The sequence below is a fragment of the Psychrosphaera sp. HA2-10 genome (genome assembly GCF_055693745.1).
Map to the genome: position 1 here is coordinate 1628612 of NZ_CM146341.1, position 17267 is coordinate 1645878.

14 protein-coding genes are annotated in these 17267 nt (G+C 40.5%); 8 read left to right on the forward strand and 6 right to left on the reverse strand.

Annotation, left to right across the window (positions count from 1 at the left end; translation table 11 throughout):
- Nucleotides 1–54 precede the first annotated feature (54 nt).
- Complete coding sequence (locus ACZ1GV_RS07385; protein ID WP_472673617.1) at nt 55–723, reverse strand: SRPBCC family protein; 669 nt, start codon at nt 721–723, stop codon at nt 55–57.
- Nucleotides 724–837: 114 nt separating this feature from the next.
- The gene (locus ACZ1GV_RS07390) at nt 838–2358 is read right to left on the reverse strand and encodes a fumarate hydratase (RefSeq protein WP_472673618.1); all 1521 of its coding nucleotides are present in this window, start codon (nt 2356–2358) and stop codon (nt 838–840) included.
- Between the two features lie 227 nt (nt 2359–2585).
- Here ACZ1GV_RS07390 and pabB point away from each other — a divergent pair, with 227 nt between their 5' ends.
- The 5 genes from pabB (at nt 2586) to ACZ1GV_RS07415 (ending at nt 7797) form a co-directional block, all read left to right on the forward strand.
- Nucleotides 2586–3983 (forward strand): aminodeoxychorismate synthase component I, encoded by a 1398-nt coding sequence (gene pabB, locus ACZ1GV_RS07395; RefSeq protein WP_472673619.1) that lies wholly within the window; start codon nt 2586–2588, stop codon nt 3981–3983.
- Nucleotides 3984–4005: 22 nt separating this feature from the next.
- Entirely contained in the window at nt 4006–4602 is a 597-nt protein-coding gene (locus tag ACZ1GV_RS07400; RefSeq protein WP_472673620.1) for a CoA pyrophosphatase, read from the forward strand.
- Nucleotides 4603–4685: 83 nt separating this feature from the next.
- On the forward strand, nt 4686–6062 hold the full coding sequence (locus ACZ1GV_RS07405; RefSeq protein WP_472673621.1) for an L-serine ammonia-lyase: 1377 nt from the start codon (nt 4686–4688) through the stop codon (nt 6060–6062).
- 70 nt (nt 6063–6132) lie between these two features.
- A complete protein-coding gene (locus tag ACZ1GV_RS07410) occupies nt 6133–7332 on the forward strand; it encodes an aminotransferase class V-fold PLP-dependent enzyme (protein WP_472673622.1) in 1200 nt (399 codons plus the stop codon).
- Nucleotides 7333–7347: 15 nt separating this feature from the next.
- Nucleotides 7348–7797 carry a SufE family protein gene (locus ACZ1GV_RS07415; RefSeq protein ID WP_472673623.1) on the forward strand — a complete coding sequence of 150 codons (450 nt, stop codon included), beginning with the start codon at nt 7348–7350 and terminating at the stop codon, nt 7795–7797.
- Here the strand turns inward: ACZ1GV_RS07415 and ACZ1GV_RS07420 are convergent.
- Nucleotides 7765–8823: a DUF3549 family protein gene (locus ACZ1GV_RS07420; RefSeq protein ID WP_472673624.1), complete on the reverse strand. Its 1059-nt coding sequence runs from the start codon at nt 8821–8823 to the stop codon at nt 7765–7767. The two genes, ACZ1GV_RS07415 and ACZ1GV_RS07420, sit on opposite strands and share 33 nt — an antisense overlap.
- Before the next feature lie 93 nt (nt 8824–8916).
- On the opposite strand from ACZ1GV_RS07420, the gene truC reads away from it, so the two are divergent.
- Nucleotides 8917–9666: a tRNA pseudouridine(65) synthase TruC gene (truC, locus tag ACZ1GV_RS07425; protein WP_472673625.1), complete on the forward strand. Its 750-nt coding sequence runs from the start codon at nt 8917–8919 to the stop codon at nt 9664–9666.
- A 96-nt stretch (nt 9667–9762) separates the two neighbouring features.
- The gene (locus ACZ1GV_RS07430) at nt 9763–10212 is read left to right on the forward strand and encodes a flavodoxin domain-containing protein (protein ID WP_472673626.1); all 450 of its coding nucleotides are present in this window, start codon (nt 9763–9765) and stop codon (nt 10210–10212) included.
- A 77-nt stretch (nt 10213–10289) separates the two neighbouring features.
- On the opposite strand, the gene ACZ1GV_RS07435 is transcribed toward ACZ1GV_RS07430, so the two are convergent.
- The 3 genes from ACZ1GV_RS07435 to topA all read right to left on the reverse strand — a co-directional run bounded on the left by ACZ1GV_RS07435 (nt 10290) and on the right by topA (nt 15487).
- On the reverse strand, nt 10290–11579 hold the full coding sequence (locus ACZ1GV_RS07435) for an OmpP1/FadL family transporter (RefSeq protein ID WP_472673627.1): 1290 nt from the start codon (nt 11577–11579) through the stop codon (nt 10290–10292).
- Between the two features lie 198 nt (nt 11580–11777).
- Nucleotides 11778–12677 carry a LysR family transcriptional regulator gene (locus ACZ1GV_RS07440; RefSeq protein ID WP_472673628.1) on the reverse strand — a complete coding sequence of 300 codons (900 nt, stop codon included), beginning with the start codon at nt 12675–12677 and terminating at the stop codon, nt 11778–11780.
- A gap of 137 nt (nt 12678–12814) precedes the next feature.
- Entirely contained in the window at nt 12815–15487 is a 2673-nt protein-coding gene (gene topA, locus ACZ1GV_RS07445) for a type I DNA topoisomerase (protein ID WP_472673629.1), read from the reverse strand.
- Between the two features lie 392 nt (nt 15488–15879).
- Between topA and astB the strand changes: the two genes are divergently transcribed.
- Nucleotides 15880–17226: an N-succinylarginine dihydrolase gene (gene astB / locus ACZ1GV_RS07450; RefSeq protein ID WP_472673630.1), complete on the forward strand. Its 1347-nt coding sequence runs from the start codon at nt 15880–15882 to the stop codon at nt 17224–17226.
- The last annotated feature ends 41 nt before the right edge of the window (nt 17227–17267 follow it).

Below are 17267 nucleotides of genomic sequence, written 5' to 3' on the forward strand. Positions count from 1 at the left end.
GTCAAAGATGACTTATCTTAGTAAGGCTAAGATATTACGCTATGATCACTAAGTCTACGAAGGTGGTCGCGTTTTCTTGTTAATCAGTTGTAACAAAGCGTTAATGTCTTGGCGTACTGACTTTTCGAGTCGAGTGTTGATCATTGATGGCGATACACTGCCACCAAACTCTGTATGCATATAAATAGAAAGTTGGGTTTGACGCACACTTATCGGCGAAAGAGTGTAGTCAATTGTTGACGTAGCTCTAACGAGATTGCCTTTCTGTATTAATTGTTCTAGTTTTCCCGAGTATGGCTTCAAGGATATTAAGACTTGGTTATTATATTTACTTTCATCAAAACTGTTTTCATTTGAGTCCAAAATTAATCCTGTATCTGTCGCCATCGCGCCTTTTACAACCACGTCAAAAATCAAGTCTCTGTCAGATAATGGCCAAGGCATATTAATGACGGTATACACGATTTGATGTCGCGTATCTAATTTGGCTAACACCTTTGACGATTTACATCTAAGTTGCCATTGCCAACATGTATTACCACCATGAAAAAACGGCAACACATTATGAATTGGAGCATCAATAGTTACAGTAGCTGAAACAGCTAGGAATTCTGAATTATGTGCTGGCTGTGTAACGACTTCTAAACTTTCCGTTTTTGCAGTAAAAGCAATAACCAGAATAACTAAATAAGCGAATAACCTTCCAAACAGCTTAATGTGCATACTTTGTACCCTGCCATAAACAAAAAGCCAGTCACATCGGGGTAACTGGCTTTTTTATTAGACATATCAACTTAACAATAAGATGTTAAAAGTAAGATTGTTTAAACATTTACGTTACTTTTTGTTCATCTCAGCAATTTTACCTTTCCACATCGCAGGGCCAGTCTCATGTACATTATTCCCCGTACTATCAACTGCCACAGATACAGGCATATCCTCTACTTCAAATTCGTATATTGCTTCCATTCCCAAGTCTTCAAACGCCACAACTCTCGACTTTTTAATCGCTTTTGAAACTAAATAGGCAGCGCCACCAACGGCCATTAAATAAACAGAACCGTGTTTCGCTATTGACTCAACAGTAGCTGGACCTCGTTCGGCCTTACCAATCATGCCCATTAAACCAGTTTCGCCTAACATAAGGTCGGTAAACTTATCCATTCGTGTCGCGGTAGTCGGTCCTGCAGGGCCAACGACTTCATTGCCAACAGCATCTACTGGGCCAACGTAATAGATAAATCTGCCATTAAAATCGACACCTTCAGGCAAACCTTCACCTTTATCCAGCATGTCTTTGATGCGCTTATGCGCCGCGTCTCGGCCCGTCAATATTTTTCCGCTTAGTAAAACTGTATCGCCCGCTTTCCACGTCGACACTTCTTCTTTCGTTATGTTATCTACATTAACTCGACGAACGTTTTTGCCCATTTCCCACGTAACTTCCGGCCAATCTTCTAATTTAGGAGGTGTAAGTTTTGCGGGGCCACTGCCGTCTAAATGAAAGTGCACGTGACGAGTTGCTGCACAATTCGGTATCATGACAACAGGCTTTGACGCGGCATGTGTTGGGCAAGATTTAACTTTAATATCAACAACGGTTGTTAATCCACCAAGACCTTGGGCACCGATACCTAAATCATTCACTGCTTTTAATAGGTCTAAACGTAATTGCTCGTCTGACGTTTCCGCACCTTTTTCGATAAGATCTTGAATATCAACTGGATCCATTAAGGATTCTTTAGCCATAACTGCTGCTTTTTCTGCAGTACCGCCAATACCTATTCCTAACATACCTGGTGGACACCAGCCAGCACCCATCGTCGGTAAGGTTTTAGTAACCCATTCAACAATATCGTCAGACGGGTTTAACATTACCATTTTTGATTTATTTTCAGAGCCGCCACCTTTGGCCGCGATCATAACTTCGATACCTGCACCTGGCACCATTTCAACGTGCACAACCGAAGGCGTATTATCTTTTGTATTTTTTCGTGCGCCGTTTGGATCAGCTACAATTGATGCTCTTAACGGATTTTCTGGGTTCAAATACGCACGACGAGTGCCTTCATCAACCATCTCCTGCACTGTCATGTCGGTTTTGTCCCATTGCACAGCCATACCGATTTTTACAAAGCAAGTTACGATTCCAGTATCTTGACAGATAGGACGACGTCCTTCTGCAGACATTCTGGAATTAATTAAAATTTGAGCCATCGCATCTTTAGCAGCTGGATTCTGTTCTTTGTGGTAAGCCTTTTCAACAGCTTGAACATAATCAAGTGGATGGTAATAAGACATGTACTGCAATGAGTCTGCAATACTATCGATTAAGTCTTGTTGGCGAATAACCGTCATAGCGACCTCTAATTATTTTGATATGATTTTGTAAACAAAACGTATTGTTTATTGTCGTCGAGTTTGGCAAAGATTCAATAATTGATCATGATTACTGAAAATTAATATTGATAATGATACTCTTCTGGCCCATTGAAACCAACAAATAAACCAGCAATTTTTAAGTTAACTGTATAATTTTGTTGGCCTATAGTTTAATTGAATTCTAAATAAGTTAATCAAACCTAATGTCGCATTCTCTTTTTCGAAAAAATTTACTTTTGTCTGAGCCTGACTTTCAGCAACTGTTGTCTAGGCTACAACAAAAGCCTTCGTTTATTATTCTGGACAGCGCCAATGCTGAAAAAGGAGCAAAAGCATTTAGTTTGTGTGCTTGGCAACCAAAGGTATTGTTTAAGACTTTCGGTAATACAACTACGATAATTAATCAAAATGGAATATCAAAATCATCTCTAGAGGACCCGTTTGAGCTGATCAACCAAGAGCTAGAGAAGCTGACTGTTGATAGCTCAGAGTATTTACCGTTTTGTGGTGGCGCATTGGGTTATTGGGGTTACGAATTAGGTGGCCGCTTTGAAACTATGCCACAGCCAAAACCTCATGATATTACCTTACCGGATATGTTTGTTGGGATTTACCACAGCGGCATTATATTTAACCACAGCAATGACCAAATTGAGTTTTTTAGTCAATCACAAACAGCCAATAAAGACTTTGCAGAGCTGCAGGAGTTAATTGCTGATATTGCGTCAACAAAGTCGAAAACCAAAATAGAAGCAAGATTTGAATTAACCAGTCCTTGGTTATCAAATATGACGTATGCTGATTATCAACAAAAATTCGTCAAGGTTAAGTCATATTTAACATCTGGTGATTGTTATCAAATTAACCTAGCACAACGTTTTGACGCCAATTATAGTGGCTGTGAATGGCAAGCATATTTAGCACTTAGAGCGTCAAACAAAGCGCCTTTTTCAAGTTTTATTCGATTAGAGGAAGGAGCTGTGCTTAGTCTATCTCCAGAACGTTTTTTGCAGGTCAAAAACCGGGAAGTTGAAACTAAGCCAATTAAAGGCACCCGCCCTCGCAGTAATAATCACTTGCTAGACGAACAAATGTCGATGGACTTAGCAACGGCAGAAAAAGACCGTGCAGAAAACTTGATGATTGTTGATTTGTTACGAAACGATATTGCCAAAGTGTCCAAGCCTGGCACAGTTAAAGTACCTAAAATATTTGAGATTGAAAGTTACCCCGCTGTACATCATTTGGTGAGTACCATAACCTCTACACTAAAAGACTCTGCCAGTTCTTTAGACTTGTTACGTGGAGCGTTTCCTGGTGGCTCTATAACTGGTGCACCAAAGATAAGTGCAATGCGAATCATCCATGAACTCGAACCGCACCCGAGGAGTGTTTACTGTGGCTCGGTAGGCTATATCCGACCAAACGGCGATATGGATACTAATATAACCATTAGAACACTAGTCTGTAACAACAATAAGATATATTGTTGGGCTGGAGGTGGCTTAGTTGCTGATTCTGTCTGTGAAGATGAGTATCAAGAAACATTAGACAAAGTAAATAAAATATTGCCTATTCTCAATAACCTCAAGAACGATTGATTGATAAACGACTAGCAATAAGGTGAATGACAGAAAAATGAGCCCTGAAGAGTTCGCATCTCGCTTATGTTTACGTCCTTTTGAACAAAAGTACGAAGCCGACTATGGTCGATTTGGCCCTGCCGAACCATTAAAAAGAGCGGCGGTGTTAATTCCCGTTATAGAGCGAGCGCAAGGATTACATATCCTACTTACTCAACGTGCAAATCATTTGCGAAACCATCCCGGGCAAATTAGTTTTCCCGGCGGAAAACACGACGAAGCAGATGACACACTGAAAGATACTGCGATTCGAGAAAGTGAAGAAGAAATAGGCTTAGACACTCGAAAAATTCAACCATTAGGTTGGTTACCCGAACTTCATACAGTCAGTCATTTTACTATGTCACCCTTAGTTGCTTTGGTAGATGGAAAACAAGAGTTTGTTGCAAATGAAGGAGAAGTTAGTGATATTTTTGAAATACCGCTTTCGTACCTTTTACAGCGTAAGCATCAATTTTATTTGACACCAAACTGGCAGGGCAAGCCTCATAAAATTCACTTTATACGTTATGAGAACAAGCTTATCTGGGGTGCAACCGCTGCAATCTTACAAAAACTTATCCGCCATATCGAATAAGTTATTCTCATGTGTCGGATGGTGTGAATAATAACAAACTGAGTTACAATCTATTTATCGTTTTCTAAAAATAGAAAAATAAAATGTTAAGTGTTTTTGATATGTTCAGTATCGGCATCGGGCCGAGCAGTTCACATACCGTTGGGCCTATGCGCGCAGCAAAAGAATTTGCCGATTTATTAAAAGAACAAGGTGTGCTTGAAAAAGTAACAAGCATACAAACAGAGTTATTTGGCTCTTTAGGTCAAACTGGAATTGGCCATGGCTCTGGTAAAGCTGTTATTTTAGGTCTTCTTGGTGATGAGCCAGAAAGCATTGACCCAGATACTGTCGCGACAAAGTTAGCTAACATTGAATCGAGTCAAGCCTTGCTTTTGCTAGGCCAACAAACTATCGAGTTTCCTAGCAAAAATGCCATTATTTTTCATCGACGGAAAACATTACCATTGCATTCAAACGGTATGACATTAACGGCTAAAAGTGGCAACAGCATCATATTAAGTCAGACGTATTATTCCATTGGTGGTGGTTTTATTGTTAAACATGAAGACTTTGAACTTCAAAAAGAAACCGCGCAACAGCAAGTCGAATCTCAACCCGTACCTTACCCTTTTTCAACAGGTGCAGAACTGCTAGAAATGTGTCAACGTGATGGCGTTAGCATTCCTGGCTTAATGATGGCCAATGAGAAAGTTTGGCTTGATGAAAAGGTTGTCCGCAAGCAACTGGTTGAACTATGGAACGTAATGGAAGCCTGCATCGATCGCGGTATTCGTACTGAAGGCATATTACCTGGAGGCTTAAAGGTACGCCGTCGAGCTCCGGCTTTGCACAGAAAACTATCTAGCGAACAATCGAACGATCCGTTAACCGTTATGGACTGGGTAAACCTTTTTGCGCTCGCTGTAAATGAAGAAAATGCCGATGGTGGTCGTGTCGTAACTGCGCCAACAAACGGCGCTGCCGGCATTATTCCGGCTGTACTAATGTATTACCATAAATTTGTTAAACCTTTAAACGAAGACTTAATTGTCCGTTATTTATTAACAGCAGGTGCGATTGGCATCTTATACAAAAAGAATGCTTCGATATCAGGTGCTGAAGTAGGTTGTCAGGGAGAAGTTGGCGTAGCTTGTTCAATGGCCGCCGGCGCATTAGCCGAAATTCAAGGCGCCAGCGTTGAACAAGTTGAAAATGCAGCAGAAATTGGTATGGAACATAATTTAGGTTTAACGTGCGATCCAGTTGGTGGATTGGTGCAAGTGCCGTGTATTGAACGTAATGCGATGGGTTCAATCAAAGCCATTAATGCAGCTCGTTTAGCACTTCGTGGTAGTGGTGGACAGAAAGTATCGCTCGATAAAGTCATCAAAACCATGTGGGATACCGGTAACGATATGAAATCCAAATACAAAGAAACCGCCAGAGGTGGTTTAGCTGTTAATATAATCGAGTGTTAATTTTTACGCCCTTCTAAAATTCGGGTAAACTAGGTTCATCTTAGTTTGCCCTTTTTTATGTCTGTTATTTATGAGCCTAAAGAAACATTTTCCTTTTTTTGCAAACAACCCAGATTTGATTTATTTGGACAGTGCTGCCACAACTCAAAAGCCGAAATCTGTTATCGACGCAATGTCAGTTTTTTATGGCTGCAATAACGTCAATGTGCACCGAGGCTCCTACCAGGCTGCTAAAAATACCACGGCTCAATATGAACAGGCTCGAAGTGCGGTTGCAAATTTTATTGGTGCTGTCTCCCCATCTAACATAGTTTGGACTAAAGGTACTACTGACTCTATCAATTTAGTCGCTCAAAGCTGGGCAATGCACCACCTTATGCCTGGCGATGGGATTGTGGTGTTGGCATCTGAACATCACGCCAATTTTGTGCCATGGCAACAATTGGCTATGCAAAAACAGCTTAATTTACACATTATTGAATTAACACCTGGCGGACAAATAGATTTACTGCAGTACCAAGAAGTATTATTAACAAAACCAAAACTTGTTGCTGTTCAACACGTATCAAACGCACTAGGAAGTATTTACCCAGTAGCGAAAATAGTTGAGTTAGCAAATGAAATTGGTGCGACGACCCTAGTTGATGGCGCACAGGCTGTTGCCCATCTACCAATTGATGTGAGCGTATTAAACTGTGATTTTTATGCCTTTTCGGGTCATAAACTTTATGGTCCAACAGGAATTGGCGTTTTATATATTGCCGAACGTAAAAAATCTGAAATGCGCCCAGTAGAGTTTGGCGGTGAAATGATCACCCATGTATCAAGGGATAAAACGTGGTTTAGACCAGTCCCTGCACTACTGGAAACTGGCACCCCGAATATTGCTGGTGTAATTGGCCTTAACGCCGCTCTAGACTTTGTGAATAGCAAGCTTTATCAAGTTCAACATAACCATATTAACGAGTTATATGAAGCGCTCCTTAACGAACTAAAGTCAATCGATAACATAACGCTTTATGGTGATACCAGTGCCAATGTTGGGGTTGTTTCATTTAGCTTACGCGATGAATCAGTCGCAGATGTCGGTATGCTTCTAGATCAACAACAAATTGCAGTTCGTTGTGGCCACCATTGCGCAATGCCACTCATGCAGGCGCTCGGTATAGACGGTACAATCCGAGTGTCATTGGGTGTTTATAATGAACTAAATGACGTAAACCAGTTCGTACAAGCCCTTAAAAGCACCATAGAATTATTAGATATATAAAACAAGTAGAGCAATATGAACCAAGCAATAGCGGACTTTTCAAACTCATTTACCTTGAACGACGCCTCAGTATTATCACTAATGGACAAAGAACATGGCTGGCAAAATAAGTACCGACGCATAATGTTGATGGGTAAAGAGTTACCGGCGTTTGATGAAACGCTTAAGGGAGAGGAAAACCAAGTTGCAGGCTGTGAAAGTCAGGTTTGGTTAGTTGCCTCCTGGCACCAAGATAGACTTATGGTAGCAGCCAGTTCAGACGCTAAAATAGTAAAAGGTTTAGTCGCTATTGTGCTCGCTGCGTTTAATGGTAAATCTCATCACCAAGTACTAGAGTTTGATATGCCGTCTTATCTTGATCAGCTAGGCCTAATGGACCAGTTAAGTCCATCAAGAGGCAACGGCATCAAAGCAATTATTAATCGTATTTTATCATTGGCCGAACAGGGTCCCAATCGCTCTTGATACTGAAGCTGAGCGAGACGGATCTCTAAGTAAACTTAACACACATTTTCGCGTCTCTGGTATTGCAACTAAGTCTGCAAATATACCGGCAAACAATTGTTGATTGGTGTGTTGAGATATTTTATCAAAATACAGATGACGCAGTGAGTCGTCAGTCAAATAACTCCAAAAGCGACCCGCTATTATCAAGTATAACGACTCCTCATTTAGCTCGTCTGATGAAAGTAAAAAAGCTAATTGTTGCTGAACTAATGCCTTAGACTCACTTCCTGCCATACATCGTAATAAATGGAATACTTCTTCGTGGTCTGATGTTTCAAGCGCCAACTTTTGCTGCTCTATCAATTTTTCCGTTAATTTAATACCAATTTGAGAATGCTCCAACGTCGCGCCTAGAACGCTCAGTATTTGAACTGACAATTGGTCTAAATTATTGATCAGCGCTACATCATTTTGATTTTCATTTATACGAGCGGAAAAGTCAGCAATGCCCTGAACCGTCAACTCTTGCCACTTATCAATACTAATCTGATTAGTGAAATAAGCTTGAACATGCTCGTAATACATAGATGCAGGCTGTTTTAAGACAACTTTAATGGTCGCATTAAACGCTGCCTGCCTATTTTGATCCGGTGTAAATGAATAGGGATGGTTATCTAACTTATCCGAGTCGGTAGCACCAACAATTGCTGATCCTAACTCTTTAATAACAATAGAGATAAAATGATCTCTTTGTTGCATTTTTAGTAAACCTAACTCATCAACCTCAAATTGAAGAAACCAAATGAAAGGATTTTTCATGCCACTTTGTTTTGACTCTTTTTGATCCCAAAACAATATGGCAAATCTCGCTTTTTGCTGAAGAGGAAATGGATACGGCTTTTCACCATTCTCAATCGCGGCAAAGTCACTTTTACTAATCGACTGGATACGACGCCCCATATCAAAAACACGCCAATTGGCGTCAGCCTTAAGCATTAAGTCGGCAATTGTTGGGACTGGATTATTTGAGCTCGCGGACGACATTAGTTTTCCTTTTAATTATTTAGCCTGGCAATTATAGGGGCTTGCGACGTTAAGTGGTATCCTTAGCATAAAATATTCATTGAATAGTTAATAATGCGTAATATAGTTTTTGATCAAGCCCCAGAGATTTCTATTCTTTATCAAGATAATGATTTAGTTGCTATTAATAAGCCGTCAGGTTTACTTGTACATCGAAGCGAAATCGACAAACGTGAGACATTGTTTGCACTTCAGCTCACTCGTGATCTCATTGGTCAACACGTTTTTCCAATCCACCGCCTAGACCGACCCACGTCAGGCGTGCTTGTTTTTGCATTAAGCAGTGAAATTGCGGCGACCATGAGTAAAGCCTTTGCTAACGACGAAATACAAAAGACTTACTTGGCTATGGTTCGTGGTCACACACAAGAGCAAATTACAATTGACTATGCTCTATCACGTATCTTTGACAAAATAGCAGATAAAAACCGAGCAACCGATCTAGCTCCACAAGAAGCATTGACCTATTTAAAAACGATTGCCACAGCAGAACTACCCTTTCCATCTGGACGCTATGAAAAAAGTCGTTACTCTTTGGTGGAGCTGAACCCTAAATCGGGGCGTAAACATCAATTACGCCGACACATGGCACATATAAGACACCCGATTATAGGCGATACTAACCACGGTGACGGAAAGCAAAATAAATCTGCTCGTGAGCATTTAGCGCTCAACAGGCTTGCATTACATGCAGCTAGTATTAGCTTTGTACATCCGACTACAAAACAGTGTATCAGTATACATGCACCTCTTGATGAGGCTTTAACCAAGGTTTTTAAACAATGTCGGTGGCCGACAACATAAATTTCGGTACAATGTTTTACCTCAGTTCGTTTAACTATTGTCCGTTTAACTATTTTAGCTAACATGGCTGTTATCAAAGTTTAGGAGATTCACATCATGGCTCGAGTTGCATTAATTATGGGGAGCGTTTACGGCGCCGCGCAAGAACTGTCAAATACAGTTCAAAAAGCACTGCATGATGCTGGGCATACAACCGTTTACAATAGTTCTGCACTAGTTACCGATATTCATGATGTTGACGCTTGTCTAGTCATAACCTCGACAACAGGGCAAGGCGACCTACCCTCAAATTTGGAAAATTTTTACTTTTCAGCTCGTGACACCATGCCAATGCAGCAACAAAAACCATTTGGTGTGATTGCGCTGGGTGACTCAAGTTACCCTACTTTTTGCGGTGCAGGCGAGAAAATGGAAGAGCTATTTTATGAGTTACAAGGCATTGCGCCAGTACCGATGTTGAAAATAGACGCATGTGAAACTTTGGAGCCTGAAACTAAAGCCTTGCCATGGTTAAAGGACTGGATGAAAAGCTTACCAACTGTATAAGTGTAAAAACAAAAGAGTTAAACCACTTTGCTGCGATGCAAAATGATTTAGCTCTTTATTCAATTTAAAACTCGTTTTTAAAACGCATAGTTTATTTGTGCTGATAAAATAGTTGCAGAAGCACTTTGTGTCGCTTCTAATGTCGATGTTAACGGACCAAACGCTGTTTGTTCATTTACTCGAGCATCTTTACCATAAACTTTAACAATACCAGCATCGATAGTTAGTGAGTCGTTCAACGTGTAGCTTGCGCCCGCACTCAACCAACGTCTATCAGTATCTGGAATACCGATACTTCTGTGCTCATCTGAAACAGCACCTTCATCATAGGCAACACCGGTTCGTAAAACCCATTGTGCATTCAGAATATACGTTGCCCCTAAACTGTACTTTTTAGCGTTATGAAATTGCTCTTCTTTTAACAATACATCAACACCGTTTTCTAAATTGGCTTCAAGTACGTCAAAGCTGCTCCATCCAAACCAGTTGATACTAGCTTGGAAAGAAAGTTGTTCTGATACTTTTTGGTTTATTGCTAGCTCTGCAAGCGCAGGTAAATCAATGTCTACTGATCCAGCTTGATTATATGCAGCAACCACATCAGATTTGAAATCGCCCGATAGTGATAGCCCAACTTCTGAGCGGTAACTAAGTCCAATTGTAGTGTTTGGCGTAGGCAACCAGTATGCACCTATGTTCCAACCAAACGACCAGTCATCACCCTGTACTTTAGCAATAGAAGCTAATGGCGGTACAATACCACCAATTGCGCCAGATATAACAGTCGGAACCGAGGTACTAAGTTCAGCTTCGCTGTAAACTGCGTTTAAGCCCAGTCCTAGGCTAACTGTGTCAGACAGGCGGTAAGCGACTGTAGGATTTAGGTTAACGGACTTTATTTCAGCTCGGTCGCCAAAATGTAAAGCCGTGAAACTGTCGTCATAGTCTGATGCCAAGCCATAGTTACTATACATGCCAAGACCAATAGACCACTGATCGTTTAATGGACGAGCATAAAAGGCTGCTGGAATAAAAGCACTGCCAGCAACGTCATTTTGATCCGCTTCTAACGTCAAGTTTTGCCCTTGGTTAGTAAGCGTCACAGAACCTTTAGAGCTAATGCCTGGATCAACATAGCTTAAAAATAGACTCGCAGTTGCAGTATCAAACTGGGTAATGGCCGCAGGGTTTGAATACAGTACCGTTGCATTTTCAGCCAAAGCTGCTTGCCCTGCAAATGCTCTACCTAAACCATTCGCACTGTGCTCATTTAAGTAAAAACCAGCAGCCGTTGCAGCTTCTGACATGAATAATGCGCTTAAAGATAAGGCGATAATAGATTTAGCCGGTATTTGATTTTTTTTCATTGAGTTTATAAACCCTTTTACGTTGAATTTGACCTGGCGCTTTCGCATTGGTGTCGAAATTAAGATAGCGGAGTTTAAAGGCGCATGAGTCTGAGGTGTAATTAAGTTTTTTGACACCCCTAGCAAAGAAATGTCATTAGTCGCAGTAATTTCCATCTAAATGCGACTAATTTAGTCAATCTGAATTAAAAACAGACTTTAAGACGTTTCAACGGGCGACATGTACTGAGAAAATAAGCCAATGACTTCTTGTATCGCTGGAGCAAGACTGCGTTCAGGTTTCACTAAACAGCGGCACTCCCAAATCAAGTCTGACTCTAACTCAAGCTTAACTAGCTGTTCTGAGAGAAATTCATTTCTAAATAGAACTTCTGGACCAGAAGTAACATAATCAGAGTTTAATACTACTCGCTTGGCTATATCGTAACTTTCACAAGCAATAGAAGGCGTAAAGTCACGATCCTTTATCAATAAAGAAGCTTTAAAACTTAAGTTTTTAGGGATGCTTGGAGAAATATTTCTATATTCCATCAATTCACTTAAATGAACCTTTTTATGGCTACTCAAAGCATGACCGCTTCGAACAACACCCACAAAACGGTTGCTATATTTTAATGGCGCTAAACAATTTGTCGGAACGTCCTCTTCGCCAAATGTTCCAATAACTATATCTAACCTGCCATTCAGTAGGTTTTCTAGTAACGCCTCTGATGACAGGGTCACGGTTGAGATTTTAAAATTATATTCGTGCTCTACAAAATCTAGTAACACTTTCGGCAAAATGTCTTGCTCTACTATTGGCCCGACACCAATAGAAATCATATCGCCTTTTAAATTAGCCATTAATTCAAGCTCGCGTTCCAACTGAGCTAATTGTGAAGTCAGTGTTTGGCTACGGTGAGTTAATAGTTTTGCTGCCTCTGTCGGCACCATACCGCCAGTATCTCGATAAAATAAAGCCATCTTAAGCTTTTGTTCGAGTCGACTAATACGTTTACTTAATGTTGGCTGAGATATGTGAAGTAGCTCGGCGGCTTTGGTGATACTGCCTACTTGGCTAACAACTTGTACTAAATGAATATCACTAATATCGATCATGGATGGTTAAACTTATTTTTAGCAGGAGCTATTTTAGTTTTTTACTTACGAAAAGACCCTCAATAGAGTGACTTACTACTGAGGGCCTTTAAATTTTTCATACTGAGCTACATAAACTTAGTTATATACACTTAGCACTATTTGGCTTTACTTTTAGCTTTAGGTTTTGCCTTTGCTTTTGCTTTTGGTTTTTTACGACCATCATCGACAGTCCACTCACCATCAGTAAACCATGCAGCCCAACCTGTTGCTTTGCCCTTATCGTCTTCAGTCATAACGTACTGTTGTTTAGTCTTACGACTAAATCGAACTTTAGACTTATTACCATCTGGGTCTTGCGCTGGCGCGTCTGCCAAATAGTAAAACTTAGGACTAATTCTATCTCTAAATCGCTGTAACTCTTCAACAAATGGTGCTCTAGTCTCTCTCGATTTAGGGAAAGTAGATGCAGCCATGAAAAGACCAGCAGCTCCGTCACGTAATACAAAATAACCGTCGGACTTTTCACACGGCAATTCTGGAAGGTGAGTAGGATCTTCTTTTGGTGGCGCAGCTTCGCCATTTTTCAACAGCTTACGAGTGTTTTTACACTCAGAGTTAGTACAACCAAAGTATTTACCAAAACGACCAGATTTAAGCTCCATGTCTGATTGACACTTATCACATTCGATTAGAGGGCCATCATAGCCTTTAAGCTTAAACTCACCTTTTTCAACAACAAACCCTTCACAAACAGGATTATTACCACAAATATGAATCTTGCGTTTTTCATCAATTAAGTAACTGTCCATGGCCGTAGCACATACTGGACAACGTTTCATGTGACGCAATGCTTCTGCTTCTTGCTCTTCACTAGTGACATTTTCAGCTTCATCACCAGAAGTAAGATTCATGGTATTTGTACAGCGCTCTTTAGGCGGTAAAGCATAACCTGAACAGCCAAGAAATACGCCCGTGCTTGCTGTACGAATATTCATATTTCGTCCGCACTTTCCACACTCGATATCAGTTTCAATTGGTGTATTTTGGCGCATTCCGCCTTCGTCTGACTCTCTAGATGCTACTTCTAAGTTACCTTTAAACTCTTCATAAAAGCTGTCTAGTAATGCTTTCCACTCTAAGTCGCCATGAGCGACTTCATCTAAACGACCTTCCATTCGGGCTGTGAAGTCATAATTGAGGAGGTCAGTGAAATTTTCTACCAAGCGGTCAGTAACAATCTCACCCATCTTTTCTGCATAAAAGCGTCGACTCTCTAAACGAACATACCCTCGGTCTTGAATAGTACCTATAATGGATGCATACGTTGATGGTCGGCCTATACCACGTTTTTCAAGTTCTTTTACAAGACTAGCCTCGGAGAATCTGGCCACTGGCTTAGTGAAGTGTTGTTTTGGTAACAACTCATTTAGATTTAGGTTGTCGCCTACTTTAACATCTGGAAGTTCAATATTATCGTCGTTAACTTTTTTAATTGCTGGCTGAACTCTTGTCCAACCGTCAAATTTTAGAACTCGGCCTTTAGCTCTAAGTTCAAAATCACCTGCACTTACAGTGACATTTGTCACGTCATATTCTGCAGGAACCATTTGACAAGCGACAAACTGATTCCAAATCAGCTCATAAAGGCGCACAGCATCGCGCTCCATGCCATCTAGCTTATCTGCGGTTAATCCTACGTTCGAAGGTCGAATCGCTTCGTGGGCCTCTTGAGCGCCATCTTTACTGCCATACATCATTGGTGATGTTGGCAAGTATTTTTCACCAAACTCACTTTGAATGAACATACGACACGCGCCCACTGCTTCTGAACTTAGGTTCGTCGAATCTGTACGCATGTAAGTAATGTGACCGGCTTCATATAGACGCTGTGCCATCATCATCGTTTTTTTAACGCCAAAGCTTAGTCGAGTACTCGCTGCTTGTTGTAAAGTCGATGTGATAAACGGTGCAGACGGCTTGCTTTTCGAAGGTTTATCTTCTCGGTTACTAACAGTAAATGTCTGCGCTTTTATATCTTCTAAAACAGCATCCATCTGTGCTTTATTAACAGGCTTGAATGTTTTGCCCTGTTGCTTGGCAACTTCAAGCATGATGTTTTGACGGTCAGCTGTACTTGTGTCTGCATGCAAACGCCAAAACTCTTCAGGGATAAACGCTTTGATTTCTCTCTCACGTTCAACAACTAAGCGAACCGCAACAGACTGAACTCGCCCGGCTGATAGTCCTCGAGCAATTTTTTTCCATAGCAATGGCGATACCATAAAGCCAACAACACGATCTAGAAAACGTCTCGCTTGTTGTGCATTAACGCGGTCAATGTTTAGTTCACCTGGCTTTGAGAATGCTTGTTGGATCGCACTCTTGGTTATTTCGTTAAATACAACTCGTTTAAATTTATCGTCGCTACCACCAATAATTTCCCTCAGGTGCCATGCTATTGCTTCCCCTTCACGGTCCAAATCGGTTGCAAGATATATTTGATCTGCATCTTTCGCTAATTTTTTTAATTCGGTTACGACTTTTTCTTTGCCTGGCAATATCTGATACTTGGCTGCCCACCCTTTTTCAGGATTGATACCCATTCGGCCAACTAAAGCTTCTTTATCTTTTTTTGCTTTTAACGCCGCTTTTTCTTCAACAGATAACCCTTTAGTGGAAGTTCGTTCTGCTGCCTTTTTAGGCCCACCAGACGTAGGTAAATCACGAATATGACCAACGCTCGACTTAACAACAAAATCCTTACCCAAGTATTTATTGATTGTTTTTGCTTTTGCTGGTGACTCTACTATTACCAGAGATTTTCCCATAATTCCTCAATCGCTTATAAAACTTGTCCGCCGCTTAATTTTAAAGCCACGGTAGCGTTTTTAGTTTATTTGCGTAGTTATACTAACTTATAAGATATATATGCGATTCTATTCGACTTCAAGCACAAATCGCTATCAATTTCTGTCTTTAACTTAGATTTTTTCACTTAACTGCGTATAATATAAACGTTTTACAGCGTCTTATGCGCAATGTTTATAAGTGTTTCAGCGTTTTTTGAGGTTTATAAAATTTCGCTCAATAAATTTATAAAATTATTTTCCGCCACGCTGAAGCTCGATAAAGCGAAATAATCAGCTTTAATTATAAAAATAATAATTTTTTTTCTGAATAAAAATCTATTTGGAACTAAATATTAAGGAGTGTTGATTTAATGAAGTATTTTGAAGCAAATTTTGATGGTTTAGTTGGCCCTACACATAACTATGCCGGACTGTCAGTCGGCAATGTCGCCTCCTTATCAAATGCAAAAGATGTATCAAACCCAAAATCTGCAGCTAAGCAAGGCCTACAAAAGATGAAAGCTTTGCACGACATGGGACTCAAACAAGGCGTTTTAGCACCGCAAGAACGTCCAGACATGAATGCTTTACGTCGTCTTGGCTTTACGGGTTCTGATGCAAATATTCTTCAACAAGCAAAAAAACATGCTCCACAAATTTTACGAGCTGTGTATTCAGCATCAAGTATGTGGACTGCGAATGCAGCAACGGTATCACCTAGCTCTGACACAGCTGATAAAAAAGTACACTTCACGCCAGCAAACTTAACAAACAAATTTCATCGTTCACTTGAGCCGGAAACAAGTGGCCGAATTTTACAAGCAATGTTTGCGAACGAATCTCACTTCGCACACCATCGTCATCTGCCTGATAATGATCACTTTGGTGATGAAGGTGCCGCAAACCACACTCGTTTTTGTGATAGTTACGGTGAAGGTGGTATAGAGATGTTTGTTTACGGTCGTTACGCTTTTGATCACAACAAGCCAGCACCGGTTAAATACCCAGCTCGTCATACGTTTGAGGCTTGTACTGCTGTTTCTCGTTTGCATCAACTAGATGACTCAGGTGTTGTTTATGTGCAACAGAATCCAGATGTTATTGATCAAGGCGTGTTTCACAACGATGTTATTGCGGTAGGTAATCAAAACGTATTGTTCTATCACGAACAAGCTTTTTTAGATACCGAGCAAAAGTTAGCTGAATTGAATGCTAAGTACTCTGCAAAAAACAAAAAAGATATGCATTTTGTAAAAGTTGGCTCTGATCAAGTTACTGTTGACGAGGCCGTTAAAACTTATTTGTTTAATACTCAGTTAGTCGATATTGGTAATAACGAAATGGCTATTATTGCGCCGATGGAATGTAAAGAAAGCTCTGCGGTTTCTGCTTATCTTGAACAGCTAGTTAGTCAAAACACGCCTATTAAAAAAGTACATTTTTTTGACGTTAAGCAAAGTATGAGAAATGGCGGTGGTCCTGCTTGTCTAAGACTTCGAGTAGCGCTTAGTGAGCAAGAGTTAGCAGCAACAAACCAACATGTCTTAATGTCAGATCAGTTATTCACTACATTAAATACGTGGGTGGATAAGCACTACCGTGATGAGTTGTCAGAAAACGACTTAATCGATCCAAGCTTAGTTATGGAATCTAGAACAGCGTTAGATGAGCTAACACAGATCTTAAACTTAGGTTCGGTTTACGACTTCCAACGATAACCGGTTAAAACTGCGTTGCGAATAGCTAATATCTAGCTAAT

Bases quoted from the DNA above. Each gene is read 5' to 3' on its own strand.
- pabB (WP_472673619.1), top strand. From the start codon at position 2,586: ATGTCGCATTCTCTTTTTCGAAAAAATTTACTTTTGTCTGAGCCTGAC.
- astB (WP_472673630.1), top strand. From the start codon at position 15,880: ATGAAGTATTTTGAAGCAAATTTTGATGGTTTAGTTGGCCCTACACAT.
- ACZ1GV_RS07410 (WP_472673622.1), top strand. From the start codon at position 6,133: ATGAGCCTAAAGAAACATTTTCCTTTTTTTGCAAACAACCCAGATTTG.
- truC (WP_472673625.1), top strand. From the start codon at position 8,917: ATGCGTAATATAGTTTTTGATCAAGCCCCAGAGATTTCTATTCTTTAT.
- topA (WP_472673629.1), bottom strand. From the start codon at position 15,487: ATGGGAAAATCTCTGGTAATAGTAGAGTCACCAGCAAAAGCAAAAACA.
- ACZ1GV_RS07385 (WP_472673617.1), bottom strand. From the start codon at position 723: ATGCACATTAAGCTGTTTGGAAGGTTATTCGCTTATTTAGTTATTCTG.
- ACZ1GV_RS07390 (WP_472673618.1), bottom strand. From the start codon at position 2,358: ATGACGGTTATTCGCCAACAAGACTTAATCGATAGTATTGCAGACTCA.
- ACZ1GV_RS07435 (WP_472673627.1), bottom strand. From the start codon at position 11,579: ATGAAAAAAAATCAAATACCGGCTAAATCTATTATCGCCTTATCTTTA.
- ACZ1GV_RS07415 (WP_472673623.1), top strand. From the start codon at position 7,348: ATGAACCAAGCAATAGCGGACTTTTCAAACTCATTTACCTTGAACGAC.
- ACZ1GV_RS07430 (WP_472673626.1), top strand. From the start codon at position 9,763: ATGGCTCGAGTTGCATTAATTATGGGGAGCGTTTACGGCGCCGCGCAA.
- ACZ1GV_RS07405 (WP_472673621.1), top strand. From the start codon at position 4,686: ATGTTAAGTGTTTTTGATATGTTCAGTATCGGCATCGGGCCGAGCAGT.
- ACZ1GV_RS07440 (WP_472673628.1), bottom strand. From the start codon at position 12,677: ATGATCGATATTAGTGATATTCATTTAGTACAAGTTGTTAGCCAAGTA.
- ACZ1GV_RS07420 (WP_472673624.1), bottom strand. From the start codon at position 8,823: ATGTCGTCCGCGAGCTCAAATAATCCAGTCCCAACAATTGCCGACTTA.